Annotated in this window: 17 protein-coding genes; 1 reads left to right on the top strand and 16 read right to left on the bottom strand. The window is 45.0% G+C overall.

The window, feature by feature from the left end; translation table 11 throughout:
* Positions 1–53: 53 nt before the first annotated feature.
* The 3 genes from FTT73_RS03345 to FTT73_RS03330 all read right to left on the bottom strand — a co-directional run bounded on the left by FTT73_RS03345 (position 54) and on the right by FTT73_RS03330 (position 3112).
* A complete protein-coding gene (locus FTT73_RS03345) occupies positions 54–251 on the bottom strand; it encodes a hypothetical protein (RefSeq protein ID WP_004646985.1) in 198 nt (65 codons plus the stop codon).
* Between the two features lie 254 nt (positions 252–505).
* Positions 506–2236, bottom strand: coding sequence for a bifunctional protein-serine/threonine kinase/phosphatase (locus FTT73_RS03335; RefSeq protein WP_180191010.1), 1731 nt, complete (start codon positions 2234–2236; stop codon positions 506–508).
* Positions 2237–2302: 66 nt separating this feature from the next.
* Positions 2303–3112, bottom strand: a complete 810-nt coding sequence (locus FTT73_RS03330; RefSeq protein ID WP_004280337.1) for a formate/nitrite transporter family protein — start codon at positions 3110–3112, stop codon at positions 2303–2305.
* Positions 3113–3398: 286 nt separating this feature from the next.
* Between FTT73_RS03330 and cynS the strand changes: the two genes are divergently transcribed.
* The gene (gene cynS / locus FTT73_RS03325) at positions 3399–3848 is read left to right on the top strand and encodes a cyanase (protein WP_004646988.1); all 450 of its coding nucleotides are present in this window, start codon (positions 3399–3401) and stop codon (positions 3846–3848) included.
* Between the two features lie 302 nt (positions 3849–4150).
* Here the strand turns inward: cynS and FTT73_RS03320 are convergent, their stop codons facing one another.
* The 13 genes from FTT73_RS03320 to nirB all read right to left on the bottom strand — a co-directional run bounded on the left by FTT73_RS03320 (position 4151) and on the right by nirB (position 20041).
* Positions 4151–5500 carry an MFS transporter gene (locus FTT73_RS03320; protein WP_005170866.1) on the bottom strand — a complete coding sequence of 450 codons (1350 nt, stop codon included), beginning with the start codon at positions 5498–5500 and terminating at the stop codon, positions 4151–4153.
* 330 nt (positions 5501–5830) lie between these two features.
* Complete coding sequence (locus FTT73_RS03315) at positions 5831–6472, bottom strand: ATP-binding cassette domain-containing protein (RefSeq protein WP_180191009.1); 642 nt, start codon at positions 6470–6472, stop codon at positions 5831–5833.
* A 1-nt stretch (position 6473) separates the two neighbouring features.
* Entirely contained in the window at positions 6474–7157 is a 684-nt protein-coding gene (gene modB / locus FTT73_RS03310) for a molybdate ABC transporter permease subunit (RefSeq protein ID WP_034609008.1), read from the bottom strand.
* A gap of 6 nt (positions 7158–7163) precedes the next feature.
* Positions 7164–7928 carry a molybdate ABC transporter substrate-binding protein gene (gene modA / locus FTT73_RS03305; protein WP_180191008.1) on the bottom strand — a complete coding sequence of 255 codons (765 nt, stop codon included), beginning with the start codon at positions 7926–7928 and terminating at the stop codon, positions 7164–7166.
* Between the two features lie 47 nt (positions 7929–7975).
* Entirely contained in the window at positions 7976–9217 is a 1242-nt protein-coding gene (locus FTT73_RS03300; RefSeq protein ID WP_180191007.1) for a molybdopterin molybdotransferase MoeA, read from the bottom strand.
* Complete coding sequence (gene moaCB / locus FTT73_RS03295) at positions 9214–10137, bottom strand: bifunctional molybdenum cofactor biosynthesis protein MoaC/MoaB (protein ID WP_180191006.1); 924 nt, start codon at positions 10135–10137, stop codon at positions 9214–9216. Before moaCB ends, FTT73_RS03300 begins: the two co-directional genes overlap by 4 nt.
* A 69-nt stretch (positions 10138–10206) precedes the next feature.
* On the bottom strand, positions 10207–10749 hold the full coding sequence (locus FTT73_RS03290) for a molybdenum cofactor biosynthesis protein MoaE (RefSeq protein ID WP_180191005.1): 543 nt from the start codon (positions 10747–10749) through the stop codon (positions 10207–10209).
* Position 10750: 1 nt separating this feature from the next.
* Positions 10751–11017 (bottom strand): MoaD/ThiS family protein, encoded by a 267-nt coding sequence (locus FTT73_RS03285; RefSeq protein WP_180191004.1) that lies wholly within the window; start codon positions 11015–11017, stop codon positions 10751–10753.
* A gap of 2 nt (positions 11018–11019) precedes the next feature.
* Complete coding sequence (moaA, locus tag FTT73_RS03280; protein WP_180191003.1) at positions 11020–12045, bottom strand: GTP 3',8-cyclase MoaA; 1026 nt, start codon at positions 12043–12045, stop codon at positions 11020–11022.
* Positions 12046–12276: 231 nt separating this feature from the next.
* Complete coding sequence (locus FTT73_RS03275) at positions 12277–12903, bottom strand: molybdenum cofactor guanylyltransferase (RefSeq protein WP_180191002.1); 627 nt, start codon at positions 12901–12903, stop codon at positions 12277–12279.
* A complete protein-coding gene (locus FTT73_RS03270; protein ID WP_180191001.1) occupies positions 12900–15677 on the bottom strand; it encodes a nitrate reductase in 2778 nt (925 codons plus the stop codon). The genes FTT73_RS03275 and FTT73_RS03270 overlap by 4 nt, the downstream gene beginning before the upstream one ends.
* Before the next feature lie 182 nt (positions 15678–15859).
* Positions 15860–17470, bottom strand: coding sequence for a nitrite reductase small subunit NirD (nirD, locus tag FTT73_RS03265; protein ID WP_180191000.1), 1611 nt, complete (start codon positions 17468–17470; stop codon positions 15860–15862).
* A gap of 24 nt (positions 17471–17494) precedes the next feature.
* Entirely contained in the window at positions 17495–20041 is a 2547-nt protein-coding gene (gene nirB / locus FTT73_RS03260) for a nitrite reductase large subunit NirB (RefSeq protein ID WP_218955683.1), read from the bottom strand.
* Between the last annotated feature and the right edge of the window lie 144 nt (positions 20042–20185).

Genomic DNA, 20185 nt, shown 5'->3' with positions numbered 1-20185 from the left:
TATACATCTGATCTAATCTGAACAGCTCACCTTCTTGGATGAGTGCTATTTTACTATTTCGTTTCTGTAGAGGCTTTTGCTTGTAGGGACTGCGCTTGTATTTCTGCCGTTTTTTTCTTGGCCTGAATTTGTGCCGCTATTTCCTGATTTTTCTCAGCAAAACGCAAGCCACCATCTCCGGCGAGACTGGTTTGGCTCATCACCATGCTGCTGCTCAAGATTAAAATCAGCTTAAAAAATTGAATTTTCATGTCTCATCTGCCTTTTTATTCTAATGGTATTAAAAATAAGCAATTATTATTCCAATGTTTTTATGCTTACTTAGATTTTAACTGCACTTTCTATTTTATAGGGATAATCTTCGAAAAAACAGAGTCAATCATCGTAAAAATAGAAAAATCTGCAATAAGAATAAATAGATATTTTGACTACATCTCAGCTCAAATCACATCTGATTTTTTACTTCAGTCAAAAAAAATCGTTCAACAGCTTATTTGGATTATTTTCATTGGCTAAAATATAGTGCAAACACCCAGAGCAATAACAAAAAAAGAATCGCTGTGCAGCATTTCCAGAAAGTGACTGGATGCTTTTCAAGCATAGGGCGTGAAACTGATTTTTTAAATTTGATATCTGGGTGTTTCAGATCATATATAAAGGCTGAAAGTGCTTCATAGCGCTGCTCCGGGCGAATGGAAAGCGCTTTTTTAAAGATTGCGTCCAAGCCATGTGGCAGATCCGGTCGATACTCATAGAGAGGATGATATCGAACCTGCTTTAAGGCCTTTTCGGTCTTGCAGCGCGCGAGGTCCGTCCCATAAGGCAACTGTCGGGTTAATAAATAATAACTCATCACCGCCAGCGAGAACTGATCTGATTTTACTGAGGGTGAGCGTCCAATAAAATACTCAGGTGCCATAAAGGCCAAGGTTCCCAAAGGAACATCTGCGTGTTTGGGATTCAGTTCAACCAGACCTCTGACCGCAGTCGATCCATAATCAATCAGTTTCACTTTCAAGGTATCGGCTGGTTCGAGCAGCATGACATTTTCTGGTCGTACATCCTGGTGCAGCATTTCAAGACGGTGCATGGCATTCAATGCTTTGGCCACCTGCTCAATGATCGGAAGCAACTGCTGTAAAGTTAAAGCAGTTTTATGACGGTGCAGCCATCGGTTTAGGCTTTCCCCTTGTAAATATTCATAACTTTGAAATAAAAACTTCTTGCTGCCCTTATGTGGATAGCATTGCAGCAGATTTTCATGTTTTAAGCGTTTCGATACCCAGTCTTCCAGCTGAAATTGTTCCATCGCTTGCAGGTCATCCTGCACATCGACAGACAAGGTTTTAATAACCAGCTGATTTTGTGTTGCTTCATCATGCGCCAAATAGAGGCTGCTGCGATGATTTTGGTGCAGGATTTTATCAATTCGATAACCTTCAAACAGGTCGCCATGACTCAGCTGTTGCGGAAATAAAACATGGCTCTTGATATGAAAGGATTCCTCATCAGGCAACTGTTCCACTTTAATGATTTGAATGGTGAGATTATCATCACTACCCCGCTTTAAGGCCAGTTCGACTATAGACTTGGCAATGATATCCAGATGTTGTTGCTGTTGCAGCATCTCCGATATGAGCTGCATATCAATAAACTCATAGACACCATCCGTCATCAAGATAAAGAAATCATCTTCACATAATTCAAGCTGCTGATAATCGACATCGATACGATGGTCGGCACCCAGTGCACGACTTAAATAATGTTCTGTTGATGACAGGCAAACGCGGTGATCAGCCGTCAACTGTTCAATGGCTTGTGTCTGAATGCGATAAATCCGGCTATCGCCTGCATGAAAGATATGTGCCCTATTTTGTTTCAAAATCAGTGCACTAAAGGTGCAGATATAACCCCGGTCTTTATCAAAACGTCCGCGGCTTTGCTGGGTTTGTGCATACAACCAGGAATTGGTCGCACGAATGACCCGTGCTGCCGAAGTTTGGGTGCTCCATGCTTCCGAAGTCGAGTAATAATCCGATAAAAAACTGCTGACTGCAGTTTCTGCTGCAATATGACTGACATTGCTGCTGCTGATCCCGTCTGCTATTGCACAGGCAATGCCCTTACTGCTAAGCGCGTGACCTTCAGGAATATAGACCCCATGGAAATCCTGATTCTGTGCTTTGATTCCAGCGGAAGAATATTGCCCGACACTGATCTTTAATTTTTTATTCATTTTAAATACTCAAAAAGGGATCGAATTGATCCCTTTAATCTCAAGACATAAATCATCATGCTCAGATTAGAATTCTTTTTTATCGCCAGTACGTACATGCGTGGTATAGAGCGCCAAACCTGTCAGTGCCAGACCACCCACCAGATTCCCCAGTGCCACCGGTAATTCATTCCACAAGAAATAGTCTGTAATCGAGAAATCACCGCCCATCATCATGGCAAATGGGAACAGGAACATATTCACCACTGAATGTTCAAAGCCCATGGCGAAAAACAGCATGATTGGCATCCACATCGCGATGAATTTGCCACTGACCGTGGTCGACATCATGGCACCAATTACACCGAGTGACACCATCCAGTTACACAGCATGCCGCGGATAAAAATCGTCATCCAGCCAGCAAAGCCATATTCGGCATAGCCCAAAGTCCGGTCTTCCCCAATATGGGCAATTTTCACCCCGACCGCGTTCGGTTCAGCTGCGAAACCCATGGTATAGACTGCGGCCATCAACACTGCCACGGTCAAACATCCAGCAAAGTTACCTAAAAAAACCAGACCCCAGTTTTTTAAAATACGGGCCCACGTCACCCCAGGACGTTTATCTAGCCAAGCCAAAGGGGTCAATACAAATACCCCGGTCAGCAGGTCATAGCCCAATAGATACAACATGCAGAAGCCGACTGGAAATAGCAGCGCGCCAATCAGTGGCACTCCTGTTTGTACCGCAATCGTCACGGCAAATACTGCCGCCAACGCCAGAATTGCGCCTGCCATAAACGCACGAATTAAAACATCACGCGTGGCCATATGAAGTTTTGCCTCACCGGCATCGACCACTTTTTTTGCAAACTCTGCAGGAGCAAGATAAGCCATATTTTTATCCCCTTTATATAAATTACTTACCTGTTTGCAAATAAAAAACGCCTAAGGTCTATTTCAACCCTAGGCGTCTTTGCCTTGCATTATTCAAACAGATCAATTGTGTCATGGCGCCGTTGCCATATTTAATATAGATAAAAGCAAATAGCATGCCATATATTTTAAATGGCTAATAAAAATCATATGAATTATTTTAAAATTTAATCTTTATAATTATATTGGCACAATCTCTGCATTATATATAGCGGTCATTTTTTAAATATAGCTATTGGAGAAGATTATGATTAGCCATCGTCAACAAGTGACAGACATGATTATTTCAGCGAAAGTTTTAAAGTCTATTACATGGGCAGATGTCGCTGAAACAATAGGCCTTTCTAAAGAATGGGTGACAGCCGCATGTTTGGGTCAGATGGCTTTTAATAAAGAACAGGCAGAAAAAATTGGTGAAATATTTGGATTGACTGATGAAGCCATCGCCTGGCTGCAAATCGTACCCTATAAAGGTTCTCTGCCAACTAGCGTGCCGACAGATCCTCTGATTTATCGCTGGTATGAGGTTGTCAGCGTCTATGGTATGACTATTAAAGAACTGATCCATGAAGAATTTGGTGATGGAATTATGAGTGCAATTGATTTCAATATGGATATTCAACGTGAGAATAATCCAAACGGAGATCGGGTGAACGTCGTATTATCCGGAAAGTTTTTACCTTATAAAACTTATTAATCCTCCACCATAAGCATAAAAGCCATTATTAAAATGGCTTTTATTTTATCTGCACTTATTAAATTTATTTATTTTTTTAAAAATCATTATTAAAATATATATAATTTTTTCATCTCAAATTAAACATATAAACTATAAATTATTTTACTTTTATTCGATAAATTCAACCATTCTGTACTTTTTAAATAATATTTTCCTATCCTGAATATATAGCTCATCATTTTATTATTGCGTTAGCAAAAACAACAAAAAGGATATTGCTATCCTTTTTGTCAATTCATTTTATATCAGGGCGTGTTGTGTTATTGCTGTACTTCCGCCAGATGACGTTCAGTCACGGCCTGTTCATATAAACGCTGTTCTTTTTCTTTATGCTCGACAGAGAAACGGATCATCAACACACAACTTGCAGCAATCACCACCAAGCCACCCAGTACCATCAAAGTGGTTTGAATATCCAGCATGCCTTTTAACAGGAAACCCGCAGCCACCGCGCCGACATTGCCACCTGCTCCAATAATACCGGCCACACCGCCCAAGGCATCACGGTCGATAAAAGGCACCAGTGCATAGGTAGCGCCACATGCCATATGGGTAAACAAGGCAAAAATGGTCATAGCCATAATAGCCAAGGTCGCGCTGTTCATTTGCGAAAACAGAATAAGAAACAGACCTTCCAGCATGATCAAGGCAAACAGGACTTTGGTTCGACCATCCAGACCTTTTTGAATCGCAACTTTGTCTGAAACAATGCCACCCAAGGCACGGGCAAACAATGCCAGTAAACCAAAAATCCCGGCAGCCATGCCTGCTTCTTTTAGGCCAAACTGGAAGTTGTCGACAAAGTACAAGGCAATAATGTTATGGATGAAAATTTCAATACCAAAACAGGCTGCATAAGCTCCAAACAAAATCCACACACGGTAGTTACGTGCGGCATGCATCAAGATTGCAAGGCCGCCTTTTTTATCGCTACCAACAGAAATACCTTCAGCACGGAGTTCTTTAAAATTGCCTTGTGGACAGTCTTGGGTGAATTTCCAGTACAGTACACCGACAATGATCATCAGAATACCCGGAACCAGAAGTGCAATTCTCCATCCCATTGCCTGTTCTACACCGAACATCACCAAAGCAGCCAGCATTAAAGGCATCAGGGCTTGAGTCGCACCGCCACCGGCATTCCCCCAACCTGCTGTAGTTGCATTTGCCGTTCCCACCACATTTGGCGCAAACATGATACTGGTATGATATTGAGTAATCACGAAGCTGGCACCGATGGCGCCAATCAATAAACGGAAAAACAAGAAAGATTCATAACTGTTGGCCGACGCCACACCAAACACCGGAATACTGCCAATAATCAGTAAGGCGGTATAGGTTTTACGCGGACCGTATTTATCACACAACGGCCCCACGATCAGACGCACCAGAATTGTAATGGCGACTGCGGCAATATTGATATTGGCGATCTGCTCTTTGGTCAGGCTGAATTCACCGGCAATCACTGGCATTAACGGTGCACAGGCAAACCACGCAAAGAAACAGACAAAAAAAGCGAGCCAACTCATATGGAAGGCCCGCATCGCTGAACTACTGAAGTTAAATAGACTTATTTTTGTTGCTTTATTGAGACTTGTATTTGAAGACATAGCCATTTCCTTACCAGAACTGAACGTATTTAAGTCACTGTGATGCACAAGGCATATCAGTAACGATCAGAACGGACGTCATTGGCCGTCATACAAATGTAGAGTCTTCTTTGACTTTAATTAGATATATGCATAGGTCATGCCAGATTATTTTTAACATAAAATAAACTATTCTTTTATATAAAATAATTTTTATTTCACTTTCAAATTTAGACTTTTCTTTCTTAAAAATAGAGAGAAAAATAGATATCTTCTGAGAAATTATGAGCAAAACAGCGATAGGATGACCTGCCCGGAGTCATTGCTGGTTTAAATCGGTGCAGGGCTGGATCAAATAATTTTTCCCTTTTCAAAATGCAGCAGTTGTGCCTGTAAATACGCCACTTCATCTACATGATGAGTCACATAAATCATGGGTAAATCTGTTTGATGAATCACAATTTTCAGAAAAGGTAAAATCTGGTTTTTCAGCTTTTGATCCAGTCCATTTAAAGGCTCATCCAAAAGTAATAGGTCGGGAGAAGATAAAAGTGCACGACCGATAGAAACGCGCTGTGCCTGTCCACCAGAAAGCTGATGCCCCCGATGCCGAAGTAGTGGCTTTAATTCGAGTAACTCCACAATGTCTTCAAACGTAAATTTCTGCTGACCTTTATTTTTTATATTTAGCTGTTCTGCATATTTCAAATTCTGCATGACATTCAGATGCGGAAACAGTAGGGCTTGCTGAAAAATCAGGGCAATTTTTCTTTGATGAACAGGAATATTCAGTTTCTGCTGATGATCAAATAATATTTTTTGCTGAAAATGAATAAAGCCTTGTGATGGTTTTAATAGCCCTGCAATATTTTTTAAAAAGGTGCTTTTCCCACTTCCTGAGGCTCCCACAATACCAATCAATTGTGTCTGCATATCCAGACTGGCCTGTAGCTGGAAATTTGCGTAATTAAACTGAAAATCACACTTCAGCATCTTAGCCCTCCAATTTACGTTGATACTTCTGCATGATCCAGTAATTTGCAATCAAGGCTGAAAAAGCCAGAATCAAAGATAAAATGACCAAACGCATAGCCATACTTTCTCCATCAGGCTGTTGTAACAGGCTATAAATGGCGATGGGAATGGTACGGGTTTCTTCTGGAATATTGCCAACAAAGGTAATCGTGGCACCAAATTCTCCCAGACTGCGGCTGAAACATAAAATGCTGCCGATTAAAATTCCAGGCAAAGCCAGAGGCAGGCTAATGCTACAGAATACCCGCCATGGTGTGGCGCCCAAAGATCCTGCCACCTGTTCTAACTGCCGGTTGATCATTTGAAAAGACAAGCGAATTGGTTGAACCATTAAAGGAAATGCCACAATCATTGCTGCCAGTACCGCACCTTTCCAGTTAAATATCAGCTGAATTCCCCATTTATGTAGATATTGCCCCAGCATACCCTGATGACCAAATAGCAGGAGCAGAAGATAGCCCAGTACTACCGGCGGTAGCACCATAGGCATCTGCAATATTGCCTCTACGAGAAATTTGGCCCTGAATTCATAACGTGCCAGCAACCATGCCACGGTAATGGCAAATGGCAGGCACACTGCTGTGGCAAAGCCCGCCACTTTGGCTGAAAGCATCAAGGCATTCAATTCTTCTGGTGTAAGCATCATCAGTTATGGAACCTTGAGCTTAAAACCATATTTCTGGAAAATCTGCCTGGCCCTTGGACTCGTCTGGATAAATTCAGAAAATTGGATTGCTGCCTGATTTTTCTGGCCTTGCCGGGTTAAAGCAATCGGATACACAATCGGACGATGTGTACTGGCTGGAAATACTCCCGAAATTCTGACTTTTTTACTCATCAAGGCATCGGTTCTATAGACAATGCCGACCTGACATTCGCCACGTTCTACAAATGCGAGAGTTGAACGAACGCTATCCGTACCGACTATTCTGCCCCGAAGCGGATTCAACCAGCCCAGCCGGATTAAGCTTTGCTGGGCATATTTCCCGGCAGGCACCGATTCCATTTGTCCGGTACATAAATAACCTTGAAAGGCCTGAGCAAAATTAAAGTTGGCTGACATTTTAAAATGATTTTTTTGCTGAACTGGACTAATCAATACCAGTTCATTTAAAAGCAAAGGTCGAATCTGACCGATCTGAATTTTTTGTTTCTTGATCAAATCATTCATCCAGTGCAGGTCTGCAGAGAAAAATAGATCACTGCTGGCTCCCGCTGCAATTTGTTTGGCCAATACCGAAGACGCAGCAAAAACCGGAACGATCTGGATGTCCCGATGCTGTTGCTCATATAATCTGGAAATATCAGTAATCGCATTGGTCAGGCTTGCTGCAGCATATATTTTAACTTTCTCGGCATGCAGAATGGGGCTAGTCAACAGCATGCCAGTGAGTAGAACTTTGAATAAATCCATCTTTCTCATTCTGCGTGGCTTGAATATTGAGAATTGCGACAGGCATTTCAAATCAGCAAACCCTGTACCACTTGCCCAGCCTGGATTTCTGTTCCTGCCGGAATACGGACCAGACAGTTGGCCTGCATCAGATTACTCAACATATGCGACTGTTGTTTTGCCAGGCTCTTGAGCTTTAAAGTGCCCTGATCAAATTCGGCAGCCATTCTTAAAAAGCGTTCACGTGCATCCGCTTTCAAGTCATGCGTCATTACCGCACTAAGCCATGCAGGTGACTGCTTTTGCCCTTGTAAGGCATTCAGTAAAGTTGCCGTATAGATTTGCATCCCGACATACACGGCAGCCGGATTTCCCGGCAACCCCAAGAGATAACAGTAACCTTGATCATCTCGACGATACTTGGCAAATAACATCGGTTTTCCGGGCTTCTGCTTCACTTTCCAGAAAATCTGCTCAAAACCCTGCTCCAGGGCAACAGGACGAATGAAATCATAATCACCCACCGAAACCCCGCCTGTGGTCAATATGAAGTCGTATTGGTTTTTAAGACGATGTATTAACGTTTGCAGCTCATACTCATTATCTGAAACATGCAGAATATCTACGTTTTGACCCTGTGATTGAAACCAGGCCTGAATCAGTGGAGCATTGGCGTCAAAGATTTTTCCGGAATTCAGGTCTTCAATGCTGGAAGCGACTTCATCTCCAGTAATCACAACAGCAATTTTAGGATAACGATAGACTGAAACCTGCTTTACGCCTGCCATGCTCAAAGCTGCAATTGCACCTACATGCAGTTTTTGACCTGCATCTGCCAGACGCTGCCCTTGTGCGATTTCCTCGCCTGCATCACGTATATCCGTATGAGGCTTTAGGTCTGTTGTAATAATGATTTGATTGGCATGGCATTTGACAATTTCCTGACGGGCGACCGTTGTAGTTCCTGCTGGAATCCTGGCACCGGTAAAAATCCGGACCGCCTGACCTGGCCGCAGTTCAATTTCAGTACTTTGCCCTGCCCGAATCTCTCCAATGAGTTCAAAAGTGCTGTGAGCACTAACATTTTCTGCACTACAAAGCGCATAGCCATCTACAGCACTTTGTGAAAACAGCGGCAATGGAATAGCCGAATCAATCGCTTTTGCCAGATAGAGATTCAGAGCCTGAGCCAGCGGCAGGCTTTCAGTTGCCAAGACATGCGTCTGCTCAAGTATCATCTGCAGCGCCTGATCAACAGAAATCAGTCCCGGCTCAGCACCGCAGGCTGAATGCGATAGTACCTGATTCATTGATAACCTCCCGCATGTGGGATATTTTTTTGCACATCAAACAAGTGCACCAAAGCCGGAAGTACCGCGATCAGGGATTCTTTCGCCCCCTGCCGACTTCCCGGCAGGGTCATCACCAGACTGTTCTCAATATAGCCAGCCACGCCACGACTTAATGCCGCATAAGGGGTACGTTTTTGCCCAAAACTACGCGAAGCTTCCATCAAGCCGGGGATTTCCCGTTGCAGCAAAGGTTGCAAGGTTTCGACTGTCAGGTCTTTAGGACCCAATCCAGTACCGCCCACAGTTAGAATCAGCGGATACTGATTTTTCTGCTGTTCAATCAGGGTCAAGAGCTGTTCTGGGCTATCGGAAATAACTTGATAACTTATAGGACCAAAACTGGCTTCTTTTAAAATTTCCAGTACGTTTTGCCCGGCAGTATCCGGCTTTTTGCCTGCTGCAACCGTATCGGACAGCACAATAACTGAAGCCGGCAGACTCTCTTTCAGTACCCGGGTAAAATGCGATTTTCCACCTTTTTTCTGCTGCAATCTGCATTGATCCAGCGACAAATCTTCCGGTTCACAATGCGGTTTCAGCATGTCATACAGGGTCAGACCGGCCAGACTGACTGCGGTCAAAGCTTCCATTTCCACACCGGTTGGTCCAATGGTTTCAACGGTAGCAATAATTTCGATATGTGCATCAAACAGTTCATATTCCACATCGGCACGATAAATCGGTAATGGATGGCACAATGGAATCAGCTCATCGGTCCGTTTGGCACCCAGAATGCCGGCAATGCGTGCTGTTTTCAGGGCATCCCCTTTTTCTGTATTGCCATTACGTAGCAGTTCAATGCAATGTGGCGGTGCATGCAGGATTCCAGTCGCAACAGCAGTACGGTAACTTTCTGCTTTCATCCCTACATTTTTCATGATTCATCCCGGGCTAATTTTAAAATCGGTTTAAAGTGATTCACCTTTATGCCTCCTCATTGGACGCATTTAATTAAATGGTGATTGGCAAGCGTGTGGTGCTACATGGTGATGGTGACAATGCGTATCTTCTGCATGATGAGAGTGATCCGTTTCAGGTGCATGATCTTTTCGGATACAACAGCCTTCGACATATTGACTGCTGCCATCCGTATAAAATTCTTCTTTCCAGACCGGAACCTCATGCTTCACCCGTTCCACAGCTTCCTCACAGGCCGCAAAAGCCTCACGACGATGGGCCGTATAAGCCATAGCAATAATGGCTGTTTCCCCAATCCCCAGTTCACCAATCCGATGCACTACCCGTACATAAGACACCTGGTATTTGGTCTGGATCTGCTGCTCAATTTCACGAATCATTTTTTCAGCCACAGGCGCATAGGCGGTATATTTCAGGGCACGCACGGCTTTCCCCTGATGATGGTTACGTACTGTTCCGACAAAGATGCCGATTCCACCACATTCCGGAAAATGCTGAATACCATCAAAATCCTCCATCTTGAAAGCAGTCTGCTGGATTCGGGCAAATTGTTTTAATGGTTTGAATTGCATCTCAGCCTCCTGCTACCGGCGATAACAGCACCAGCGTACTGTCCCGATTTAAAATACTCTGTCTGGAAATAATGTCTTCACCGATTGCACAGGCGCAGCGTTCCAGCATGGGCTGTATATTGGGATAGATGAATAGCAATTCGTTCAGAACTTCAGAAACCTGAATTTCAGACTTGCATTGCAAACTCAAATCTGCGGGGATTTGTCGTTCAATCGCACCGAAGGCTTCTATTTTGATATGAATTAATTTTTGCTGAGTGAGTGACATATTTATCCTCCAATGCTGTGCATGCTGATTTTTCGGATCGGCTTTTGTATTGGTGATTGCTGGATTTCATGGAAGCCGGCCTCTTTACGCCAGATATAAGCGTGGAGCTTGTGCTGAAATGTTTGTGTGACGAAATGATCCAGCGCCAGTTGTTCGATATCTGCCTTAAGGTTCAGGCCTTGTCTGGCAAATAAACAGTTATAAAATTCGCCTTGGGCATTGAGGCGTAGGCGATCACAATCACCGCAAAATGAATGGGTAATGGTAGAAATAATCCCCAAAGGCTGCCCATTGATCAGATAGCCACGGGCTGGATTGGCGCCTTGTCCTTGAGATACCTGGACATCAAATTCGGTTTTCAGTTGATCCAATATGTCCTGCTCACTGATGACATCAGACGGATTCCATTTCTGATCGCCATCGAGGGGCATAAACTCAATAAAACGCAGTTCTACAGCCTGATACTGTGCCCATTTTACGAGAGGAATAATCTGATTGTCATTGATGCCTTTGATGAGCACACTATTTATCTTGACGGACAACCCTGCCTGCTGCGCGGCAGAAATACCTTGAAGTACAGGCTGTAACTGTTTTTGGGTCAGTTGCTGAAACTGCTTTGGATCAAGACTGTCCAGACTGATATTCAGGTCGTCCAGTCCTGCCTGTTTAAGCGGCTGGGCATAATCTTTTAAATAATGGCCATTGCTGGTCATGGAAATACGTTTAAGGCCAAAGGCTTTCAGCGTCTGTAAGCGGGCAATAAAATGAACGATGCCTTGGCGCATCAACGGTTCGCCCCCCGTCACGCGGATCTGCTCAATCCCGTGTCGCACCATAAACTCGCAAAAAGCATACAGGGCTTCAAAACTGAGCAAATCTTTTTTATTCATCCATTCCGGATGTTCAGGCATGCAATAGCTGCATTTAAAATTACAGCGGTCAGTCACCGAGATCCGCAACTTACGTTTCTGGCGTCCAAACTGATCCTGAAAGATACTGCGAGATGCTAAAACTTTCATGCTGTTCATTGCTGCGGTCCATGATGAGATCTGCACGGTTATTTAACAGTCTTGATTTACTGCCCTATTTCTTCACAATGAATGAGCAATAAGTGTTCCAACTTTGCACAAATTTATTTTTAAATAATATTAATGGATAATATTTGTTCTTTTTTAGTCCGAAATTTTGTTCGAAAAATAAAAAAAAGCAATATTTTGGTGAGCCAGAATATGATGATTCGGCTTTTAGCATTTTAAATGCTAAAGAAAGTTAAGCTGTTGATGCTGCTGTAGCTCGTCAAATGAATTAATACTGTGGAAAAACAGGGCACGATTTTTAAAACTTGCCCGCTGCATATGCATGTCAGCAAAACAGAGTTTTAAACTGTGCTGATCATTTTCAAGATGTTGTATAAGCGTGGGTAAGCTGCTGCGTTTCATCAGACAGAATGGAAACAATGCCTTTTCATTGATTTCAACTACCGCCACTTCACATAAAGAATGTCGTTGCAGAGCCTGATGTAAACGTGAAATGACCTTTTTGGGAATATAGGTCACGTCACAAGGTACGAACAGCACATAATCAGATTGTACATGTGACCAGGCACTCTTCATGCCCATCAATGGTCCATGAAAGCCGGGTTCATCGTCCTGATAAAAGTCGATCGAAGGAATCATCCGTTTATAAATGGAATGATCCCGATGGCTATTGACCCAGACTTTGCTTGCCCGGGACTTCAGTTGCTGATGGATTTTAATCAGCTGGATTTCATCATCAAATTTGTGCAGTAATTTATTGATGCCATTCATGCGCCGCGCTAGACCTCCGGCCAAGATCACCACATCGGTTTCCGGATAAGACACCGTTTTCATCACTCTTCTTTTCATTCTATGTACTCCGTCTGGCAAGCTTTAATCAGGCCTCTAATTTCTGGCAAACACGAACCACAATTTCCTCCGGCTTTTAGACATGCAGTCACCTGTTTTTCATGCGTGATATTTTTATCTTTAATGGTTTGAATAATTCGGTTCTTACCGACCTTAAAACAGCTACAGACCAATGCCCCTTCACTATTTCCCATCGACATGGCCTGACCTGCCAGCAATGCTTTACGATGCAATGCACTCAGACGTTCACGTCTAAACAGGCCAGCCACCCAGTCACGATCTGGCAATAGTGCCGCCGGTGCGATATAAAAACTGGCAATTAACTGGCCATCCTGAAGCACCACACTATGACTGATATGCGCCGTTTGATCTTCGAGATTCAGCCATTCAAAGCTTTCATCATCAAAGGCTAACAGGCTCTTGATCTGCCCGGTGATATCAGAAAAACGGCGCCGGTCTGCCAGTTCATACCGGATGGCCTGAGTGGTTTGAATTTTGCTCCACCACACCGTATTTTTAATCATGGTCTGGATCTGTTGTTCAAAGCCTTCCCGTACATACAGCACGCCCTGCCACTGGGTATAAAATGGCTGGATCATCACTGGAGTATGCTTAAATTCTGGCTCGCCAGAAATCGGGTCAACCACCGGATTCACCACTTTGCCAATCCGCGCATCGGACGCAAACTGGTCGTTCCAGTGAATCGGTGCAAAAATCTGGCCACGTCGCATATTTTGTGAAAATTGCACACGGAGTACACAACTTCCCCAAGCGGATTTCACCTCGACCAGCTCGCCATCTTTCAGGCCATATTTCAGCCCGTCTTGCGGATGCAACTCACAATAAGGCTCGGCACGATGCTGGGATAAACTGGCAGATAATCCGGTACGGCTCATGGTGTGCCATTGATCGCGGATCCGTCCGGTATTTAGGATCAGCGGATATTCAGTAGAAATAGCATGTACCGGATCGGCTGCAACTGTTGGCACCAATCTGGCTTTGCCATCTGCATGGCTAAACTGGCCTTGACTAAATAGTTGACCAACCTGATGAACTTCTTGCTTATCCCAGACTGGCCACTGGATCGGTGCCAGATTATGATATTCTGCAAAACTGAGATGAGTTAAACCTTGCAGGTTGAAATAGCGAAAATTTGGCGTATCTGCGCGTTGCGAAAGTGAACCATTCTGATAGGCAGATAAACGGGCATGTTCCAGAAAAATGTCATGGCTATTGTTAAAGTCAAAACCGCGAAAACCTAAGACCTGAGCCACCCGGGAAATGGCCCACCAGTCTGCTTTGGCTTCACCCGGAGCCGGCAAAAAGGCCTTTTGCCGTGAAATACGGCGCTCCGAATTGGTGACTGTGCCATCTTTTTCGCCCCAACCCAGTGCCGGTAACAGTACATCGGCATATTGCGTGGTATCAGTGTCGAGACAAATATCGGAAACCACTACAAATTCACACTTTTCCAGAGCGCGTTTAACCTGATCTGCATTGGGCAAACTCACGATCGGATTGGTGGCCATAATCCAGATGGCCTTGATTTTTCCGCTTTCCACCGCTTGAAATAAATCTACTGCTTTTAATCCGGGCTGCCGCGCGATGACTGGGCTTTGCCAGAAGTCCTGCACCAGTTGCTGATGCTGCGGGTTCTCCAAATCTAGATGGCTGGCCAGCATATTGGCCAGCCCACCGACTTCCCGTCCGCCCATCGCATTCGGTTGTCCAGTCATGGAAAAAGGTGCCGCACCGGGTTTGCCTATTTTCCCTGTCAATAAATGACAGTTGATAATGCTATTGGCCTTGTCTACTCCTTGAGAGGATTGGTTTACACCCATGGAAAACAGGCTCATGATTTTTTCGGTCTGGGCAAATTTCTGAAAAAATAAGGTTAATTTTTCAATAGCAATACCAGTACGCTTTGCCACGCTTTCAAGTGATGACTCTGTCGAGCTGCTGGCAAGTGCCTGCTCCAGACCTTGGGTATGTTGTGTAACAAAATCCAGATCAGTATAGCCATTTTGCTGAAGATACTGCAACAGGCCATTAAACAGCGCGACATCCTGACCTGGTAAAATCGGCAAGTGTAAATCTGCCGCTTCACAGGTTGCGGTAAAGCGCGGGTCAATCACCACTACAAATAAATCCCGCTCTTCTTTGGCTTTCATGATGCGCTGATAAAGCACCGGATGGCACCAGGCGGTATTGGAACCCACCAAGACCACCATTTCTGTCTGCTCAAAATCTGTGTAGCTGGCCGGCACCAAATCTTCGCCAAAAGCCCGTTTATGTGCCGCTACAGCAGAAGACATGCATAGTCTTGAATTGGTATCAATATTGGCAGTACCAAGATAGCCCTTTACAAACTTGTTCACCACATAATAGTCTTCAGTCAAAAGCTGGCCGGAGACGTAAAAGGCGATGCTGTCACGTCCATACTGATCAATACATTGCTGAAATTTATTGGCAATACTTGAAATGGCATGATCCCAAGTGCTTATTTGCCGCTGTTCTTTTCGACCTGTCATCGGATGCAGAAGCCGGGTTTTTAAGCCAAGTGTATCGGCAAGATGACTGCCTTTAATACACAACTTGCCCAAGTTCGCAGGATGCTGAACATCGCCTTCAATCTCAACCTTTTCACCCATCGGGGTTTGGCTTACGTGCGCGATGACGCCACAGCCTACTCCACAATAAGGACAGGTCGTCTGAGTAGTTTTTATTTGGGATTCAGTAGAGCTATCTAGTTCCATAACCGGAATACTATTCATTGCTGCTGTGCTCCTTAATCATCCAAATTCACGTGTTTCACCAAATCTCTGATATCTAGTTTTTACAGGTTTGATTTAAATATTTTCTATATCTCAAAAGTTTTAATCCTCCCCAACCCTCCTTTAGCAAAGGAGGGAGGTTCCCCTCTTTTTCAAAGAGGGTTTGGAGGAGGTTTATCCGATTACCCTGCCTTTTTTAATGCAAAATCCCGACCAAAAAGCAGTTTGCTGCGGATATTACTAATTGGTGTCTGGTCTGCAATCAGTTCTGCATACCAAGCCCCATCTTCGGTATCGCCAAATAGCACAGCACCAATGACCTTGTCCTGTTGAATGATGATCCGTTTATAAATCTGACGCTTCTCATCATTCAGCACGATATCTTCGAAATCATTAGTCGGTTCAAAATTACCTGCCGAGAATACGTCACATCCGCTGACCTTGAGTTGGGTCGGAACAGTCGGTGCCTTAAAGGTCAGTCGGCCATGTTCAGCCAGGTGCGTCGCACAGATAAAGGCCTGTCCCCATAATGGCTCAACCAATCCAAAGGTCTGGCCACGATGCTCAATACATTCACCAACGGCATAGATACTCGGATCATAGGTCTGCATGGTGTCATTCACCAGCACGCCGCGGTTACAGCGTAAGCCAGCCTGTTCAGCCAAAGTTTTATTTGGTCGGATTCCAACTGCAAAGACCACGAGCTCAGCATCCAGCACTGTCCCGTCTTTTAAACGCAGTTGAGTCACGTGACCATCCATACCGAGCAGCTCTTCGGTGTTGGCTTCGGTAATGATCCGGATACCTTTATCTTCAATTGATTTTTTCAGCATTTGACTGGCTTTCATATCCAGTTGACGATCCATAATACGGTCCATCAGATGCAGCACAGTTACATTCATCCCCTGCTGCTTCAGTCCATAAGCTGCTTCTAGACCCAGCAACCCACCTCCAATCACGACGGCATTTTGCTTGGTTTTGCAGTAATCCAGCATGCGGTTAACATCCTGAATATCCCGGAAGCTCATCACGCCTTCAAGTTCAGCACCTGGAATGGGTGGCACAAAGGGTTTGGAACCCGTGGCGAGGATCAGACGATCATAAGCAACGACTTCACCTTTTTGGGTATGAACCTGCTTACGTGAACGGTCGATAGCGATGGCAGCATCCCCAGCAATGAATCGAATGCCTTTTTCAGCATACCAGTCGGCTGAATGCAGCATAATTTCGGCAAAGCTTTTCTCACCAGACAATACCGGTGACAACATGATCCGGTTGTAATTGCCCCATGGCTCTTCCCCAATCACGGTAATGTCATAACGATCTGGCGCCATATCCAGCAAGTCTTCCAGACAACGCATACCCGCCAGTCCATTCCCGATCAGTACCAGTTTTAAGCGCTCTGTGTTTTGACCATTACTGGAAATATAAGTTTTTTGTGGAGTCGGACTCACCAGAACTTTGCCATTTTCAATTCGGGTTGGAAATACCAGTAATTTCTGCTCTTGTTCTTCCAGACAACGACCGGTCACCAGACTGAAATGCTGCTTGTAAATTGGGGATGCGACTACACGCTCACCTTGCAGATCACCCAGAATGCCACGTGCCATGACATTGGCCAGACTAAACGGATCCTGATTGCTGAGTGCATAAACCCGCTGTTCCTGACCCACGCGAAAAATTGCAATCTGCTGACCTTCAATCAGGGCTGCAACACCGGTATTCGGGGTGATCTCATCCAGATTGCAGACTTCGTACCAGTTCAGTTCGTTCATGTCTTTTAAAATTGTCATTTTCATTCTCCCTGACTGTGGTATTTAGGCTTCAACCACTGGAATACGGTTTAAATCACGTTCAGCTTCTGTCTTTGGACGAATCTGGCCACGTACAGGCGCAAACTGAATATGCGGGTCATTCTGCTCGGCTGCTTTGGCATTGATAAAAGTCTTAAAGCGTTTGCGTACTTCAGGATCTTCAATTGCGGTGCGCCATTCATCCTGATAAGTACCAATCACATGCTGCATACGGCTTTCCAGTTCAGCGGCAATGCCGAGCGAATCATGCACAATGACATCTTTCAGATAGTCCAGCCCACCTTCCATATTGTCACGCCACACACTGGTGCGCTGCAGACGGTCTGCTGTCTGGATATAGAACATAAAGAAGCGGTCGATATATTTGATGAGTGTGGGAGTATCCAGATCCGAAGCGAGCAGTTCAGCATGGCGCGGTTTCATGCCGCCATTTCCGCATACATATAGATTCCAGCCTTTTTCCGTGGCAATGACACCGACATCCTTGCTCTGTGCTTCTGCACATTCACGGGTACAGCCGGATACTGCCATTTTGGTTTTATGGGGTGAACGCAGGCCTTTATAACGGTTCTCCAGGAAAATTGCCAAGCCGACAGAATCATCGACCCCGAAACGGCACCAAGTGCTGCCCACGCAAGATTTCACCGTACGTAAAGATTTGCCGTAGGCATGTCCGGACTCGAAACCGGCATTAATCAGCTTTTCCCAGATTTCAGGCAGTTGATGTACCTGCGCACCAAACATGTCAATTCGTTGTCCGCCTGTGATTTTGGTATATAGGCCATAATCTTTGGCAATCTGACCGATGGTAATCAGGCCATCCGGAGTAATCTCGCCGCCTGCCACACGTGGCACAATCGAATAGGAACCATCTTTCTGGATATTGCCGAGGTAGTAGTCGTTGCTATCCTGCAAACCGGCATGGCTAGGTTTTAGGACAAAGTCATTCCAGCAGGATGCCAGAATATTGGCTACAGTCGGTTTGCAGATATCACAGCCCATCCCATGACCATGTTGCTGGATCAGGTCAGAGAAACTCTTGATTTCATGCACACGAACCAGGTGATATAGTTCCTGACGTGAATAGGCAAAATGTTCGCACAGGTGATTGTTCACCGTGACACCCTGACGCTGTAATTCAGATTTGAGAACCTGCGTCACCAATGGCGCACAGCCACCGCACGCTGTTGCAGCCTGCGTGCATTTTTTCAGTGCCCCCAATGAAGTTGCACCGCCATCAATGGCTGAACAGATATCAGCTTTGGAAACATTATTACAGGAACAGATGGTCGCACTGTCAGGCAACAAATCGATGCCACTGCCACCCGATTTGGAGGTCGACTGATCAAAGCCCGGCATGATCAGGCTTTCCGGTTGTTCCGGTACAGCCAGACCATTCAGCATCATTTGCAGGAGATCGCTATATTCTTTGGCACAGCCCACCAGCACCGCGCCCAGCAGCTTGGCCTTATCTGCTGACACCACGATTTTTTTATAAACCTGCGCGGCTTCATCAGCATAGAAATAGCTCAAAGCACCTGGGGACATGGCATGTGCATCACCAATAGAAGCAACATCCACGCCCATCAGTTTGAGTTTGGTGCTCATGTCGGCGCCAGCGAATGCATGACTCTCTTGGCCCAGTACATGTTTTGCCGCGATACGCGCCATGTCATAGCCCGGTGCAACCAGACCATAAATTTTATTGTCCCAAAGTGCACATTCACCAATGGCATAAATGTCCGGATGTGAGGTCTGGCAATAATCATTAATGATGATGCCGCCACGCTCACCAATCAGTAAACCACTTTGGCGCGCCAGTTCATCACGCGGACGAATACCGGCCGAGAACAGGATGATATCGGTTTCGAGCACGGAACCATCTCCGAACTTCATTACATGCTGAGTGCTGTCACCATCTTCAATACTTGACGTGGCCTTTTGAGTATGTACCTTGACACCAAGGTCTTCAATTTTAGAGCGCAGTACCCGGCCGCCCAGATCATCAATCTGCACCGCCATCAGACGCGGAGCAAATTCTACGACATGGGTTTCCAGATTCAGATCTCGCAGGGCTTTCGCTGCTTCCAGCCCTAGCAAGCCGCCGCCAATCACTACGCCAGTTTTGGCATTCAGACTGGCTGCACGAATGGCATCCAGATCTTCAATAGTACGATAAACAAAGCAATTCTGACGGTCATTGCCCGGGATTGGTGGCACAAAGGCATAAGAACCGGTAGCGAGAATCAACTTGTCAAAACTCAGCACATCACCCTGGCTGGTGGTGACGGTTTTATGGAGCTGATCAATTTCAACCGCTTTAGTATTAAGTCGCAAATCAATGCCATAAGCATCGGCAAAATCACTACGACACAGACTCAGATCCTTGACCGACTTGCCGCTGAAATATTCGGTCAAATGTACCCGGTCATAAGCTAAATGTGGCTCTTCTGCCAAAATGGTCAGATCAATGTCATCACCGGCCTGTTCCAGTACAGATTCGATGAATTTATGCCCCACCATGCCATGCCCAATCATGAGAATTTTCATATCTGCACTCCAACTATTGTTTTTTTAAAGATGATAAAAAGCCGCATATCACGTCTAGGCATTGATATGTCTGCTGATTGAATATGTTGTAAATACCGCAACCCAGCGCTTTGTAATGCTGGAGGAAGGGTTGAAACGCTTGTG

The sequence above is a fragment of the Acinetobacter sp. YH01006 genome (genome assembly GCF_013420445.1).
GTDB lineage: Bacteria > Pseudomonadota > Gammaproteobacteria > Pseudomonadales > Moraxellaceae > Acinetobacter > Acinetobacter pseudolwoffii.
Note: the sequence above shows the minus strand (reverse complement) of the source record. Positions and strands in the feature narration are given on the sequence as shown.

Excerpts from the sequence above, each read along its gene's own strand:
- FTT73_RS03330 (WP_004280337.1), bottom strand. The coding sequence starts at position 3,112 with ATGGCTTATCTTGCTCCTGCAGAGTTTGCAAAAAAAGTGGTCGATGCC.
- modB (WP_034609008.1), bottom strand. The coding sequence starts at position 7,157 with ATGCTTACACCAGAAGAATTGAATGCCTTGATGCTTTCAGCCAAAGTG.
- FTT73_RS03345 (WP_004646985.1), bottom strand. The coding sequence starts at position 251 with ATGAAAATTCAATTTTTTAAGCTGATTTTAATCTTGAGCAGCAGCATG.
- FTT73_RS03300 (WP_180191007.1), bottom strand. The coding sequence starts at position 9,217 with ATGAATCAGGTACTATCGCATTCAGCCTGCGGTGCTGAGCCGGGACTG.
- moaA (WP_180191003.1), bottom strand. The coding sequence starts at position 12,045 with ATGAACAGCATGAAAGTTTTAGCATCTCGCAGTATCTTTCAGGATCAG.
- moaCB (WP_180191006.1), bottom strand. The coding sequence starts at position 10,137 with ATGAAAAATGTAGGGATGAAAGCAGAAAGTTACCGTACTGCTGTTGCG.
- FTT73_RS03315 (WP_180191009.1), bottom strand. The coding sequence starts at position 6,472 with ATGCTGAAGTGTGATTTTCAGTTTAATTACGCAAATTTCCAGCTACAG.
- FTT73_RS03285 (WP_180191004.1), bottom strand. The coding sequence starts at position 11,017 with ATGTCACTCACTCAGCAAAAATTAATTCATATCAAAATAGAAGCCTTC.
- FTT73_RS03320 (WP_005170866.1), bottom strand. The coding sequence starts at position 5,500 with ATGTCTTCAAATACAAGTCTCAATAAAGCAACAAAAATAAGTCTATTT.
- nirD (WP_180191000.1), bottom strand. The coding sequence starts at position 17,470 with ATGACAATTTTAAAAGACATGAACGAACTGAACTGGTACGAAGTCTGC.
- FTT73_RS03275 (WP_180191002.1), bottom strand. The coding sequence starts at position 12,903 with ATGAAAAGAAGAGTGATGAAAACGGTGTCTTATCCGGAAACCGATGTG.
- modA (WP_180191008.1), bottom strand. The coding sequence starts at position 7,928 with ATGGATTTATTCAAAGTTCTACTCACTGGCATGCTGTTGACTAGCCCC.
- nirB (WP_218955683.1), bottom strand. The coding sequence starts at position 20,041 with ATGAAAATTCTCATGATTGGGCATGGCATGGTGGGGCATAAATTCATC.
- FTT73_RS03290 (WP_180191005.1), bottom strand. The coding sequence starts at position 10,749 with ATGCAATTCAAACCATTAAAACAATTTGCCCGAATCCAGCAGACTGCT.
- FTT73_RS03270 (WP_180191001.1), bottom strand. The coding sequence starts at position 15,677 with ATGAATAGTATTCCGGTTATGGAACTAGATAGCTCTACTGAATCCCAA.
- cynS (WP_004646988.1), top strand. The coding sequence starts at position 3,399 with ATGATTAGCCATCGTCAACAAGTGACAGACATGATTATTTCAGCGAAA.
- FTT73_RS03335 (WP_180191010.1), bottom strand. The coding sequence starts at position 2,236 with ATGAATAAAAAATTAAAGATCAGTGTCGGGCAATATTCTTCCGCTGGA.